The sequence below is a fragment of the Paraburkholderia elongata genome (assembly GCF_013177735.1).
In the GTDB taxonomy this organism is placed as follows: domain Bacteria; phylum Pseudomonadota; class Gammaproteobacteria; order Burkholderiales; family Burkholderiaceae; genus Paraburkholderia; species Paraburkholderia elongata.
Window position 1 is genome coordinate 23,438 of sequence record NZ_WOEZ01000041.1, and the last position, 13,117, is coordinate 36,554.

The window sequence follows — 13,117 nt, forward strand, 5'->3', positions numbered from 1 at the left end:
TCGTTCGAATATGTCCCACAAGCGGATGGCGACCGCTTTGTCCTGAGCGAGGCGGCCGGTCTGACCGGAATGTCCGCAGTGGTCCAATTTGCCATGTCGTTCATCCTTAGATTGCCTTTGGCTGAGTTGCGTTGCTGGCTCAGTGTTCACGCTTTCGCCGATGCGGCGGGAAACACCGGCAACGGCGCCGGCGCGGCAAAATCGGTCGCGGTACTGACCGCTCGCCAGGCTTCGGCGCTTGCAGCGCGCGCCTTGTCGCCTTCACCGGCGTAATGCAATGCGTCACTACCGAGCAGGAGATGGGCTGGCAATGAATCGTGATACGCGAGCTTCAGGACGACTTGCGCAACCTTTGCGGGATCGCCAGCCTCATGGCCGACATACTGGGACAGCATCTCCGCCACCGCGCCGACCGATGGCACGTAGTCCGGCAGCAAATCCGGCGTCGCGCCGCTCGCTTCAGTGCCCCAGTCTGTTTTCATGCCGCCAGGCTCGAGCGCAGTCACGTGGACGCCAAACGGCGCGAGCTCCTGACTGATCACCTCGGTGAACCCGCCGACCGCCCACTTCGCAGCCTGATACGCGCTCAATCCCGCCATCCCGATACGGCCGCCCACCGACGAAATCTGGATCACGTGGCCGGCTCGCTGTTTCCGCAGCACCGGCAGCGCCGCACGCGTGACGTTAACTACACCATAGAAGTTGGTGTCGATCTGCGCGCGGAAATCGTCCTCGGTGGTTTGCTCGAACGGCGCCAGGTGACCGAAACCCGCATTGTTCACGACCACATCGAGCCGGCCGAATGCATCGACAGCGGCCTGTACCGCGTTGCGGGCCGCCGCCGGATCCGTGACGTCCAGCGCAACTGCCCGAACCTGCTCGCCATAACGTGTCAGCAGATCAGCCAACTGACGCGGATCGCGCGCCGTAGCCACGACACGCTCACCGGCGCGCAACGCTGCTTCGACAATTTCGCGCCCCAGCCCGCGAGCACTTCCCGTAACCAACCAGACCTTCGACATCATGCGCTCCTTACATTTAATTGAGCAAGTAATCACTCATTAATCAGACAAAAAATTTAGTTCTGGGCGATCGCGTGCCAGAACGCTTCAAAACCGGCCTTGCGATAACGGTCGGCGTCGGCCGGTTCACGAGCGATGAAATCCATGGTGGTTTCAGCCAGCGCCGCCATGATCGCCGACAGGAAAGCCGGCGGCTGATCACGCAAGGCGCCGCTCGCCACGCTTGCCTGAATCATTGTGTTGATGTCCGCGAAGGACTCCATGCCCGTTGCGCGCGTGCAGTCGGTCAGGCGCTCCGACACGGACAGTTGCGCCATCGCCCGGCGTTTTTGCGGCTGCGCCACGCCCCAGTCGACAAACTTGTTCCACACGTGTTGGGCGCGATCGCGCACGCTGGCTTGCTTCGGGTAAGTCGTCATCATCACTTCGCGCAGCTCCGCCTTGATGTCCAGGTAGAGCTGGTTCAGCAACTCGTCCTTATTGTCGAAGTACGTGAACAGCGTTCCTTCAGCCACACCCGCCAGTTTTGCGATGCGTGCAGTGGGCGCGCCCAAGCCCTGCTCGGCAATGACCTCGGCGGCAGCGGCAAGGATGGCGTTGCGTTTGTCTTCGCTTTTCGGACGGGCCATACGGTTCGCTTCGACTACAGCCAATAAATGAGTGATTGCTCAATCATATACGTGGATGCGCGCTTGTTCAAGCCATTTGTGTTGCTTGAGACTCGCTGCAAGGTCATGTGCCCGGCTCGCGCCGGAGGATGAAAAGAAAATGCGAGATGCATGTTTTCAGGCATGCGCCCAAATATATTCAAATCCACGGGAAATGACGCGTTCTTCGCGCATCGCGTGCAGGCTTAATAGAGAAATACCCTCGATGCCTTAAGTACACGAGGATCCGATCCGATAACCGGTAAATGGGATACCCATTTATTGCCTGACGTTCGACGCGCTTTAGCGATGCGTCTTATGGCAGGCACGAAGGGTAAACCGCGCGGGGCTGCCGCAATGATCGGCAGCCAGATAGACGCTCCCATGCCTGGACCTGAGAGTCCATTGCGAACGCTTTAACGTTTCGTTATTGGAGAAAAAAATGACACTCAAAAACTTCACCATCAAGACCAAACTCATTGCCGGCTTCGGCATGCTGTCTTTCATTGTTGTCGCGGTTTCCGGCCTTTCCTTGAAAGCGCTGAGCGATTCGACCGATGGATTTTCCACCTTCGTACACGGCATCAACGCACGCGCCGACATGGCCGTGCAGGTTCGAACCGCTGTAGACCGCCGGGCGATCGCGGCGCGCAATCTCGTGCTCGTGACCAAACCTCAAGACCTCGAAGTAGAGAAAGCCGATGTGACGCGCGCACACGAAGACGTGCAAGCCGACCTGAAAAAACTCAACGACATGATCGCGAACGCGACCGATACGTCGGAGAAAGCACGCAGCCTTGTCGCTGAGATCAATCGGATCGAATCGGCTTATGGTCCGGTCGCGCTCAACATCGTCAATCTCGCGCTCACCAACAAGCGTGACGAAGCGATCGTCGAGATGGACGATCATTGCCGGCCGCTGCTCGCCGCGCTGATTCGCGCGACCAACGCGTATGCCGACTACACGCGCACACGCCAGGAACAACTGGTCAACGAGTACACGGCGCATTACGAAAACCAGCGCAATCTGTTGATCGCGATCTGCCTCATCGCGTTGGGGCTCGCCTTCAGCGCGTGCGTGGTGATCACGCGTGCGGTGACCGGACCGCTGCGTTTTGCGATCGGCGTCGCGCGCACCGTGTCGGAAGGCGATCTGCGCACGCACATCATCGTCGACGGCAGCGACGAAACCAGCAAACTGCTGACAGCCCTGCGCGAGATGAACGAACGGCTGACGGCGATCGTCGGACGCGTGCGCGACAGCAGCAGCAGCATCGCCAGCGCGGCACGCCAGATCGCGGCAGGCAATATGGACCTGAGCCAGCGTACCGAGCAGCAGGCGGCGTCGTTGCAGGAAACCGCTTCCAGCATGGAGGAACTCACCTCCACCGTTAAGCAGAACGCCGACAACGCGCAGCAAGGCAGCACGCTGGCTGCGAATGCGTCGTCGGTGGCGAAAAAGGGTAGCGAGGTCGTCGGCCAGGTGGTGAACACGATGCACGACATCAGCGATAGCTCGACCAAGATCGCGGACATCACCGGCATCATCGAAGGCATTGCGTTCCAGACGAACATCCTTGCGCTGAACGCAGCCGTCGAAGCCGCGCGCGCGGGCGAACAAGGGCGGGGTTTCGCGGTGGTCGCAAGCGAAGTCAGAAGCCTGGCGCAACGTTCATCGAGCGCGGCTAAGGAGATCAAGGATCTGATCACCACCTCCGTGGACAAGATCCGTGATGGCTCGGCGCTTGCCGGCGAGGCGGGTAAGACGATGGCCGAAGTGACTCAGGCGGTCGCGCGAGTGACCGACATCATGTCGGAGATCGCGGCGGCATCAATTGAACAAAGCCGTGGGATCGAGCAGGTCAATCTTGCGATTACCCAGATGGACAATGTCACGCAGCAGAATGCAGCGCTGGTGGAAGAGGCGGCGGCGGCTTCGCGGTCGATGGAAGACCAGGGGCAACAGTTGAATGAGGCGGTGGCGTTTTTTCAGGTGAAGGATGCTGCACCTGCGGTGGCGGCTGCTCCTGCCCGGCCGGAAGCGCCGCGGCGCGAGGTTGCGGTTCCTCTTGCAGCTAAGCGTGTTGCGCGGGCTTCGGGAGTTGCGCCAGTTGCTGCGCTGGCTACTGCGGCTGCCGGTGCCGGTGCGGGTGCAACTGCGGATGACGGGTGGGATAAGTTCTGATCGGGGTTCTTCCGATGACGCGTCGCTCACCTCACGGGCGACGCGTTTGCAAAGTCACAAGCAATGCTCAACGCTGCAGGCTACAGGGCAACCGCAGCACCAGGTAAAAAACCCGAAGCCAGAAACGCGAAAACCGGCGCGTAGCCGGTTCTCACGTGGAAACAGAATCCTCTTGGTGAGGAGGGCTACTGAACTGTTGTAAAAACGCCTAAAGAACAGGCTGAGTTTTTCTCCGCAGCGTTTCAGCGTTCCCCTACATTTGCCCCAAAGCCGATGCGGCTGCAAATCTGGCCTCAAAGCCCGACCGCAGCAACTGCAACAAGACTCCCGAGAAGCACCGACTTCTCATAAATTATCGCCATTTCTGCCCGGCGCCAATCCCTGTTTTTGATTGAAAGCAGACGAGATTGGCGCGCGCATCCCACAGGGCGTGATGCCGATGGCCATGCTCTGCAAAGAACGCATCAAGACCTGCCTCCTGCTGCCACCCTTTCGGAAAGCTCCCAATGAGGCTTTCGAGCAATCGCAGGTCGACGTCGTTGTCATAGCAGAGGATGGGACGCGTGCGAACCGAGACCCGCTTCAGCCAGTCCATCACCTCCTTCTGAAGCTGCGCAAGTGGCATCGCGCGGCCGGCGGGAGAGCCGAGTTGCGGCAAAACGGTTTCCCGCACGAATTCGCTGCATCGTGAATGGTCGAAGTCGCTAGATTCGCCATAGAACTCGTCTCCATTTTCGGCGACCAGCGCAACACTGATTAGCTCACGGTCCTGCAAATTGGTGAACTCGGTATCGATGAATACGCGCATGTGTATCGTTGGTTGAGTTCGGCCTCGCCAAGCAGGCCATCTATGACCGCCATTCAACTGGCGGGAACTTGCCTCCTTGTAGATGGCTCCCGAATCGTAACGTGCTTCGAATTCCCACGAGGCCAATCCCTATCCAGCCCGTGAACGCACGGCCGAATCCTTCGTGCTCAGGCAACACCTTTCAACAACTGCGCAGCATTGCAGCAATGCAAGCAGCGTCCGGCAAAAACACGTAATCATCCTCGTAGCCCGCACATATACTTCGTGCAGTCGTGTGATTGCGTACCCGGAAACGTGACACCGTGGAAGACAAACTCCTCACCCCCAGGATGCTCGCAGTGATGCTCTGCCTCTCCGAGCAAACCATTTACAACCGGCATTCGAACGGCGGCGACTTGCCTCGGGCCACCGAGGTTAGGCGGCTCCTCCGCTTTAAGGTATCGGACCTCGAAGCCTGGCTGGTCAGCAAGTCCACACCCATTGGCCAGCCGCTTGTCCATGCCGTAACGCTGGCCGAGCAGATTGCCGCGCGCCAATCCCGCTGAACTGTAGGTCCAAGTCCCACAAGCAATCGCCCCGGCGGCAACCGGGGCGAGAGGGGGCCGAAGCGCACTTATGCTCATTCACGCTGAAGTATAAGGGCGCGGGATATCCATGAACCGCCGCATATCAGCACGCGGAGGAAATATTTTTTGCATTGAGGTCAGGTGACAGGCTGAAGCGGCACACACGAGGTGTGCCATGTCCTCTGTTTCGCCGACGGCTAGGCACCCCATAACTGCGGCGACTTCCACGTTCTACCGGCTGGCAGCTGCTCAAGCATGGTCGCCCGGATATGGGGAGTGTCGTTGAGCACCCACTGCCCTGTGAAATCGCCGAACCATTCGTCCATCGTGTAGGTGTCGTCGTATCCTCGCAGATTGACGGTTCCGGTGTAACCATCGCGGACCAGGTCCAGGACGTCCGACAGTTCGTTGAGCGTCTGCTGGTAGGCGCTTTCCAGGTCGAGGACCGGCCAGCGCTCCTGGATGGGATAGCCGGCGCAGAGCGCACGCACGCGCGCGTCGACGCTCGCCCGCACCGCTGGCGTGTCGACGAGCGGACTGATTTTCTGCGCTTGGAGCGCGTCAAAAAACTCCTGAACCGTCAACCGGTCGGCCATCGGTTGTCTCTACAGGAATGCGGTATCAAAAGCGATGATACTGCGCGATACCGGCACCTCGACAGGTGCGCGCGGCGGTTCTTCCCATCACGATGAAATACATCCATGACTATTGCCGTCGATGAACCGACACGAGGGGAAGCGATGGCGCTCCAGGAACGCGACGAGCGCCATCTCCAGCTGCTCGCGCGCAAGGTTGATGCGGTTGCAGGCTTGCGAGGTCATGCCCAGGCTCCGGGACGGATGTGGAGGTTCCAGTCTATTGCTGCGGTGGCGCGTGCAAGAGAAATACTGCTGCGTCCGCTGCCACGCCGTAAAGTTTCCGCGCCCCGGAGCCGATAAACAACCTCGTAGGGCGGCAAGGCGCCCTTGTTCGACGCGCCTTCGAAGCCATGCCCGCTGTGCGGGACTCTTCCGGCCGGAAGGTTGCACAGGAAAATAAGCAGATAGCTGAGAAAAAAAATGAAGAATCCGGCTGCTCACCGCTCGCCTAGATTGCGAGCAGCCTCACCGTCATCGCGCCTCACCGCGGGGGATGTCTGGCATCTGTTGCTTGCGCTCATGGTCACGACGCTGACCTGCCTCGCCAGCGGCGCGCTGAAAACGATGGCGGGCGAAATCGCGCCGATATGGCTGACCAATGCGGTGCTGCTGTCACAGCTGATGGCCGCATCGCGACGGCAACGATACTGGGTCTTCGCTGGCGGAGTCCTCGGAAATCTGGCGGCCAATCTCTATGTGGGCGAGAGCCTCGGGGTATCCGCTGCGTACTCGTCGGCCGACATCGTCGAGGTCCTGATTGCGTTCGCCTTTACACCGCGCGTCTCGACTGTCTCCGAGCTGGTCCGACTGAAACCGCTTGTGAGGTTCGTGACGGGCGGCGTGCTGCTAGCGCCTGCCGTATCCGGCGTCCTCGCGACGACGCTGCTGCGCGGGCAGCTGAACTGGCATTTGCTGCCCAGCCTGGCCAACTGGTATGTCTCGGATGCGCTGAGCCTCGCCATCTTCACGCCCGCCGCCCTGGTGTTCTGGACCGGCGAAGTCGCGCATCTCCTGCGTGCTGGCCAACTCCGGAAGACCGCCTTCCTGTTGCTGCTGGTTTGCATTGTCACGGCAGGCGTATTTGGTCAAAGCCGGTTTCCGCTCCTCTACTGGGCGCTGCCGCCCATCGTGCTGCTGGCGTTTCAGGCGGACCTCGCGGGCGTCATGGTCGGGCTGCTGCTGTGTCTCGGCATCGCCGTGTCGTTCACGATGCGCGGGTCCGGGCCGCTCTGGGTCTTTCCCTACGAAACCATGCAAGGCCGCATCTTCGGGCTGCAGCTCTTTCTGGTTGCCGCACTCGGCATTGCCCTGCCCATCAGCGCCACCCAGGCGCAGCGAAACCGCCTGTTCAGGTTGCTGCGCGATGGCGAACGGCGATATCGTGTGCTCGCGGAAAACGCGAGCGATATCGTCATGAGTCTGGGGCTCGACGGCCGGCTCACCTACGTGTCGCCGCGGATTACCGCATTGCTGGGCCACACCGTTGACCAGGCGATGGGCGCGTACCTGCCCGACCTGGCGCTGTCCGACGACCGCGGTGCCCTGACGGTGGCCATCGAAAAAGTGGCGTCGGGCGAATCCGAAGCTTCCCAGGCCAGTCGCCTCCTGCACAGGAACGGTGGTGCCGTCTGGATGGAGACGCACCTGCGCTGCGTCATCGACCCGTACTCGGGCAATCCGGACTCCCTGACCGCCACCATCCGCAACATTACGGAACAAAAGCTGGCGGACCAGCGGGCCGCCGACGAGCGCGCGGAGTTGCAGGGGCTCGCTTTCCGCGACGGGCTGACGGGGCTCTTCAACCGGCGTCATTTCGACCGCGAGCTGGGACGTCACTGGCAACAGACGTCGCGGGCCGACAAGCGGGGGAATCTCGCGGTCATCATGGCCGACGTGGACGCCTACAAGAGCTATAACGACTGGTTTGGCCACCAGCGAGGTGACGAATGCCTGCGCACGATTGCGGCAGCAATTTCGTCTGCCACTTCGCGTGCGACTGATACGGTAGCCCGGTATGGTGGAGAAGAGTTTGCCCTCATATTGCCGGATACGGACGACGCGGGTGCGCTGATTGTGGCCGAGCGAATCCGGCGGGCTGTGGAGTGCCTTAACATTCCACACGAGGCGAGCAGTCCGGGCATCGTCACGATTAGCGTGGGCGTCGCTGCGACGCAGGCCGGACAGGACAGCGCCCCTGCAATGCTCGTCGGAGCCGCCGACCGCGCACTGTATGCTGCCAAACAGCAGGGCCGGAATTGTATATGCGTTGCAGGCGTCGATGAGCAGGAGCCGACAGAGCCTGAATTGCGCGTCAAGCGAGGCTAATCGTCGTCGACCGCGAACGTGTACAGCGGTCACCACCTCCCCATTCACCTCTACGGCCCCTCAACGTGGCTTATGCTGCACGCGACCTGGCTTTTGCTGCCCGTCACCTGGCCTTTGCTGCACGCCTCACCTTGGAAACCGGCCTTTTGCTGCACGCTGGCTTCTACAGCTGCGGCTTGCCCTCGTTTGTCTTGGCCTTTTATCAACGAAGCCCACCTCGCGGGCATCTCACCAGGTCAATCCGACGCTGAAAGAACCGTGGGCGGGTCACGGGCCGCCTTCCCAGATATCAAGGCCGACGAGCGGGGAGCGGTTGATACGTATCAACGCTATCGCGAGGCAGGCAGTACGGCAGGGCAATGACGTCGGCCCTGTTTAGCCACATCGCCCCGACCCGGACTCACGGGGGATGGACTGAATCCGGAAACCGATGCCGGCTGACCAGGCGTGGGAGGCGACGACGTGACGCGTGCCAGCGTTCGAGCCGGTGCCGAACGGGCTGGGCAGCCTCGACACTATCCAACGCGATACGCTGGCGACGGCGGGCGACGCGTTTTCCCGCGCTGCGCGACGACATTCGCCCGTCCTGGCAAGCCAAAGCCACGAGCGAACGCCGAGCCAGCCGTCAGGCATCGCAGCGTCTACCCGGCGGAAGGCGAGCGAAGCGAGCTGCGTCAATACGGGAAGCATCTGGATTGAGCTGCTCTAGTTTATGGTTTGCTCGCGTCCCGCCGGCAAATACTGCCAGTATTTCCTCGTTGTTCTGCCACTGGCCCAAGCCACATCGCCCCGCCTTTTAGCCATATCGCCCCGCCTTCTAGCCACAGCGCCCCGCTTATCGGTGCGGTGCACCTGCCCAGACGCATCGGCATGCACACCATCCGAACATATACTCTCTGCCGTCCGCCGGGCGGCCATGGAATCCTGATGGAGCAGACCCGTGTCCGCACTGCAAACCGAACTGCCAACGTCCTGGCCCGAGCTTAAGCTCCCCCACGGCCTGGGGAAGAATTTCATCACCGCTCACACGCTCGCGCGCTGCGCCATCTTCAGCACCCAGGCGTGGAGCCGTCTCAGCCCACGGCCAAAGTATCCGGAGAGAAAGCAGTTGGCGACAACTGAGACGAGCGGAATTACGGTTTTCCAGACCGCCGGGGAGCAGCTTGACCAGGGCGACGCCGATGTCTTCCATGAACTTCTGCGGCGCGTGTTCGTTGAGGGCGGGAACACGCGTGGGGAACATCATGTGCGCTTCAACCGGGGCGAGTTCCTGCGGGCGCTCGGCCGCGCCCGCGGCGGAACTACGGGAGAGCGCCTCGACGCTTCACTCAACCGGCTCTATGAAGCCCGGTTCGAGTTCGACGTGCCCGGACTCTTCAAGGGTAAATCGAGCCTGATTCTCAATATTTACTCGCGCGAAACCGACTCGACCAAAGACTTCGATTACGACGTGCTGCTTGATGTCTCGCTCGCCCGACTTTTTCCTAAGACTCAGTGGACCCTGCTTCGCCGCCGCGAGCGGGACAAGCTGATTGACCCTCTCGCCAAGGGCGTACACGCGTACTACTCGACGCATAAAGCTCCGTATCCCATGAAGGCCGAAACCTTGCAGAACCTCATGGGAAGGGAATCCATGCAACCGAGTAAATGGCGCATCGCGCTCCGCACCGCGCTAGAGGCGGTGCAGAAGGCAACCGGCTGGACCCGATGTGCACTGGAATATGCCGAAAACACCAGGACCTGGATGGTCTTTGTTGAAAAAGGCGTGACCGCAAAGACTTCGTCGGAGGCTGCTAAGCAGAAGGTCGACGCACCGGCGGACAACGCCTTTGCAGACGACCCGTACGACGACATCTGACACGCGCGCATTGACGACGGCCAGGCAATCAGCACTTGCCTCTGTGCTCCTCGGCGACGAGGGGCTGCCCCTGCCTCCCCCATTTTGTGGCGCCGTCGCCCCATTCCTCACAAGCGCCCCGCTACTTTCGTACAAAAAACGACACGCTGTTAACGCTAAATTTGTAATTGTCAAGCACTCCATAATTACTTCGTGACGTGAGGCAGCGAGCGTTGTAGGGTGGTCATCTCAATGACCTCAAGGTAGACGACATGATGGGGAATGAGACTAAAGGGACCGTGCTCGTGCTGGACCAGCCAACGCCGACGCTCTTCGTGGACTATGACGGGGCGTTACACAGGGGGTGCGCCCTGCTCGACGAACACGGCGACATATCACTGGATTCGGGCCAGCCCTTGTTTGAATATGCCCCTCTGCTGGCCGAGATGCTCGAGCCGTACCCTGGCGTGCAACTCGTCCTCACGACATCCTGGCTGTACAAGCTGCCGCTCGAGCAAGTCATCTCATATCTACCCCCAGAGCTGGCCGGGAGGGTCGCCGGTACCACAGCGCATATCAAGGCACGCTTCGGCGATTTTAAGCTCGGTATCGAGCGGACCTATGTCATCAGAAGCTATGTGTTCAGCAAGCGACTGAAAAACTGGCTGGCGATTGACGATTCGGTCTACGGCGCTCACGACCTGCGCACCTCTGTTCTCGACCTCGAACCGCATTTGGTGCTGCTCGACTCCCAACGAGGGATTGGGGATGCGCAAGCTCAGCGGCGCATCAGGGAATGGCTGGTCGACGTGCATACGGACAAGTCTTCGAGGTAATTAGCCTATGGAGCAGCGACTATTCGGCGTTCCTGCCCTCGGTACAGCGCATGACCATGCACGCGCTGTACGTCGGCCTCGGGCCCACGCCGCACGCCAGCCTTGTAGCACTGCGTCGACGCGGGGCTCATCCGGCAGGACCGGTTCCTCGACTTGGCGCAAGCCCGTACGGCGCGCGGCCCTGCGGCGGGGCTTGCTTCGCACCCGGATACACGCGTTTCATGACCAGGGCTGAAAACCCAGCGAACTTGTTAAGGTCGGCGGCTAATGCTCATCAGGGAGTCCATTCATGCGGCAAAACATGACGTTTCGTGATGTTATACGGCAGCAGGCGCTTGAAGGGCGGCGCAAGATGCTACGGGACGGCGAGCTGCTGTGTGAATCGGATTTTCGTGAGAGGCTCCGCGTTAGCGGATGGCAGCTTGCGCGAATGGTCGCATCGGGAAGCGTATTCACGATAGAAGTCGACGGCGGCCAGTATTTCCCGTCGCTTCTCGTCACCCCAGGGCTGGACCGCAAGCGGTTGCAGTCCGTTTGCCGGATTCTTGTCCCGGCCCCGCCAGAATGTCGGCTTGATTACCTGGAATCAAGGCAAGGCAACCTGGGCGATATCTCGCCACTTGAGGCGCTGCACGATGAAAAGAGCTACCGGTGGATGCGGCAGATGGCCCGCGCGTGGGCTGCGGAGTGGTCAAGAACAGCTGCGACAATCTACCTTGGCCGTCATCGAGAGGTGCCTGCTGGCATAGAACCGTTAGTGACAGCAATGCAAGACTTCGACCCGAGAATAAATCTCTGGACGCGAGCAGCGTCTACATTGCGTGAGCCCGGATACCTTCGCCCCGATGGGCCCTACCCACAAGCAAATCTGGCAACGGTATTCGTTACCCGATATCCCGCCGGTGGTGCCCGCGCCATTGCTGAAGCGCGTGTTACAGTGAGCATTGCCAACGGCTTCGCACGCGCACGCGCGGTTTGCGGTGTCGAACCAGGTTACAACCTCGACCCGGCTCCCGTTGGTATGGATGACAGCATTGTCGATGCCGTGTCCCGACTCTTCATCGTTGCGGCCAAAAGGCGGCTTGCGTCACAAGCGCGTAGTCGCCCCGACCCGGCACATTAAGGCGCTCGCCTTGACTGCCACGGAAGGTCTCGCTGCACGGACACTGGAGATGAAATGAAACGGAACAGCAGCCCCTACGATGACAAGATTGCACGTGCCTCACTCTTCAGCATCAGCGACATTGGCTCACAGCTCAACGCATGAAAACGAAGACACTATTTCGAGAACGAATGCTTTATGGAACTGCACCAGCGATGGCGCCCACAGTAAGCGGCCGCCGGTTGCTTGTATGCACCGGGATACCGCACTACAGTGCCTGAACATGTAAGGGGTTTTTCATGGCTGAATCGCGACTGGCTACCAGAGGCCGCACCACAGTGCCGGCACAGGTCAGGAAAGCGCTAGGCGCGAAGCCGGGCACCCGGCTGGTGTGGCATGTCATGCCCGATGGAAAAGTCCTGTACGAGCAAAATCGAAGTCGCTTCTGGAACTGGCGGGAACTGTGGAATCTCCGGTCCAAGGGGTGACCACCGAGGACATGAAAGCGTGGCGACGTTGAGAGCGGCGCTTCACGTCGACATGCAAAGCGCCACCTGTCAGCATCGCTAGCAACCCGATAGCCCCGCCTTCGCGCGTCGACCCTCAGCCAGCCACCGTCGGTTGCGCCGAGCCGCCTCTGACAAAGCTTTCACGGCTTCGTTGCATCGGCTTTTCCGGTGCTGAGGCTCAGTCCCAGGCGTTGTCCACGGGTTTCTAGCGATGAAAGGCGTGGAGTTGTCAGGGGCTCCGCACGCCACCCCACGCCAATCCGCAAAGGGTCCCCCTCGAACATCGCTAGAAACCCGTTGTTACTGGCGCAAAACCACGCCCCCTCGCCATCCTCATGTAAGAAGTCCTAGCACGGCGGCGTCACGCCGGGATGCGTCGCCGTTAGGCGACCTTGTATCCGACTCCATCGCTAGAAACCCCTTAGTTCCGAGCCCACGAGCCGACGGCGCCAAGGCACCATGGCTGCCGCGAGCGTCGAGATGGCTCGAACCGCCGGTCCTAACGGGTTTCTAGCCTGAGGTTGCTGCGGCCTCGATGCAGAGTTTCCTTTTGAATCAATCGGTTGGGATTAATTCGATGTTGTGCTGCTGCCTACACGGCTAGGGTTTTCAGCAGCTCAAGGGCTTGCTGCTGTTTGGCAT

12 protein-coding genes are annotated in these 13,117 nt (G+C 60.5%); 7 read left to right on the forward strand and 5 right to left on the reverse strand.

Features of this window, described 5'->3' with window-relative positions:
• Positions 1–146 precede the first annotated feature (146 nt).
• On the reverse strand, positions 147–1,022 hold the full coding sequence (locus tag GNZ13_RS08195; protein ID WP_172162183.1) for an oxidoreductase: 876 nt from the start codon (positions 1,020–1,022) through the stop codon (positions 147–149).
• Positions 1,023–1,078: 56 nt separating this feature from the next.
• On the reverse strand, positions 1,079–1,651 hold the full coding sequence (locus GNZ13_RS08200) for a TetR/AcrR family transcriptional regulator (RefSeq protein ID WP_172162184.1): 573 nt from the start codon (positions 1,649–1,651) through the stop codon (positions 1,079–1,081).
• A gap of 460 nt (positions 1,652–2,111) precedes the next feature.
• On the opposite strand from GNZ13_RS08200, the gene GNZ13_RS08205 reads away from it, so the two are divergent.
• Positions 2,112–3,854, forward strand: a complete 1,743-nt coding sequence (locus GNZ13_RS08205) for a methyl-accepting chemotaxis protein (RefSeq protein ID WP_172162185.1) — start codon at positions 2,112–2,114, stop codon at positions 3,852–3,854.
• Positions 3,855–4,206: 352 nt separating this feature from the next.
• On the opposite strand, the gene GNZ13_RS08210 is transcribed toward GNZ13_RS08205, so the two are convergent.
• A complete protein-coding gene (locus GNZ13_RS08210) occupies positions 4,207–4,662 on the reverse strand; it encodes a 3'-5' exonuclease family protein (RefSeq protein ID WP_172162186.1) in 456 nt (151 codons plus the stop codon).
• Between the two features lie 302 nt (positions 4,663–4,964).
• On the opposite strand from GNZ13_RS08210, the gene GNZ13_RS08215 reads away from it, so the two are divergent.
• Positions 4,965–5,207 (forward strand): helix-turn-helix transcriptional regulator, encoded by a 243-nt coding sequence (locus GNZ13_RS08215; RefSeq protein WP_172162188.1) that lies wholly within the window; start codon positions 4,965–4,967, stop codon positions 5,205–5,207.
• 218 nt (positions 5,208–5,425) lie between these two features.
• Here the strand turns inward: GNZ13_RS08215 and GNZ13_RS08220 are convergent, their stop codons facing one another.
• Positions 5,426–5,824 (reverse strand): hypothetical protein, encoded by a 399-nt coding sequence (locus GNZ13_RS08220; protein ID WP_172162189.1) that lies wholly within the window; start codon positions 5,822–5,824, stop codon positions 5,426–5,428.
• An 87-nt stretch (positions 5,825–5,911) separates the two neighbouring features.
• Positions 5,912–6,049, reverse strand: coding sequence for a hypothetical protein (locus GNZ13_RS08225; RefSeq protein WP_172162155.1), 138 nt, complete (start codon positions 6,047–6,049; stop codon positions 5,912–5,914).
• Between the two features lie 237 nt (positions 6,050–6,286).
• On the opposite strand from GNZ13_RS08225, the gene GNZ13_RS08230 reads away from it, so the two are divergent.
• From GNZ13_RS08230 to GNZ13_RS08250, 5 genes are all read left to right on the forward strand, one after another.
• Positions 6,287–8,191, forward strand: coding sequence for a bifunctional diguanylate cyclase/phosphodiesterase (locus tag GNZ13_RS08230; protein ID WP_172162190.1), 1,905 nt, complete (start codon positions 6,287–6,289; stop codon positions 8,189–8,191).
• Positions 8,192–9,131: 940 nt separating this feature from the next.
• Complete coding sequence (gene trfA, locus GNZ13_RS08235) at positions 9,132–10,049, forward strand: plasmid replication initiator TrfA (protein WP_172162191.1); 918 nt, start codon at positions 9,132–9,134, stop codon at positions 10,047–10,049.
• A gap of 251 nt (positions 10,050–10,300) precedes the next feature.
• The gene (locus GNZ13_RS08240) at positions 10,301–10,864 is read left to right on the forward strand and encodes an HAD domain-containing protein (protein ID WP_236001874.1); all 564 of its coding nucleotides are present in this window, start codon (positions 10,301–10,303) and stop codon (positions 10,862–10,864) included.
• A 289-nt stretch (positions 10,865–11,153) separates the two neighbouring features.
• The gene (locus tag GNZ13_RS08245; protein WP_172162192.1) at positions 11,154–11,987 is read left to right on the forward strand and encodes a hypothetical protein; all 834 of its coding nucleotides are present in this window, start codon (positions 11,154–11,156) and stop codon (positions 11,985–11,987) included.
• A gap of 278 nt (positions 11,988–12,265) precedes the next feature.
• Complete coding sequence (locus tag GNZ13_RS08250; protein WP_236001876.1) at positions 12,266–12,454, forward strand: AbrB/MazE/SpoVT family DNA-binding domain-containing protein; 189 nt, start codon at positions 12,266–12,268, stop codon at positions 12,452–12,454.
• Positions 12,455–13,117 lie beyond the last annotated feature (663 nt).

Coding starts and splice junctions, on each gene's coding strand:
- GNZ13_RS08205 (WP_172162185.1), top strand. CDS start 2,112: ATGACACTCAAAAACTTCACCATCAAGACCAAACTCATTGCCGGCTTC.
- GNZ13_RS08210 (WP_172162186.1), bottom strand. CDS start 4,662: ATGCGCGTATTCATCGATACCGAGTTCACCAATTTGCAGGACCGTGAG.
- GNZ13_RS08250 (WP_236001876.1), top strand. CDS start 12,266: ATGGCTGAATCGCGACTGGCTACCAGAGGCCGCACCACAGTGCCGGCA.
- GNZ13_RS08220 (WP_172162189.1), bottom strand. CDS start 5,824: ATGGCCGACCGGTTGACGGTTCAGGAGTTTTTTGACGCGCTCCAAGCG.
- GNZ13_RS08230 (WP_172162190.1), top strand. CDS start 6,287: ATGAAGAATCCGGCTGCTCACCGCTCGCCTAGATTGCGAGCAGCCTCA.
- GNZ13_RS08195 (WP_172162183.1), bottom strand. CDS start 1,022: ATGTCGAAGGTCTGGTTGGTTACGGGAAGTGCTCGCGGGCTGGGGCGC.
- GNZ13_RS08245 (WP_172162192.1), top strand. CDS start 11,154: ATGCGGCAAAACATGACGTTTCGTGATGTTATACGGCAGCAGGCGCTT.
- GNZ13_RS08200 (WP_172162184.1), bottom strand. CDS start 1,651: ATGGCCCGTCCGAAAAGCGAAGACAAACGCAACGCCATCCTTGCCGCT.
- GNZ13_RS08240 (WP_236001874.1), top strand. CDS start 10,301: ATGATGGGGAATGAGACTAAAGGGACCGTGCTCGTGCTGGACCAGCCA.
- GNZ13_RS08225 (WP_172162155.1), bottom strand. CDS start 6,049: ATGACCTCGCAAGCCTGCAACCGCATCAACCTTGCGCGCGAGCAGCTG.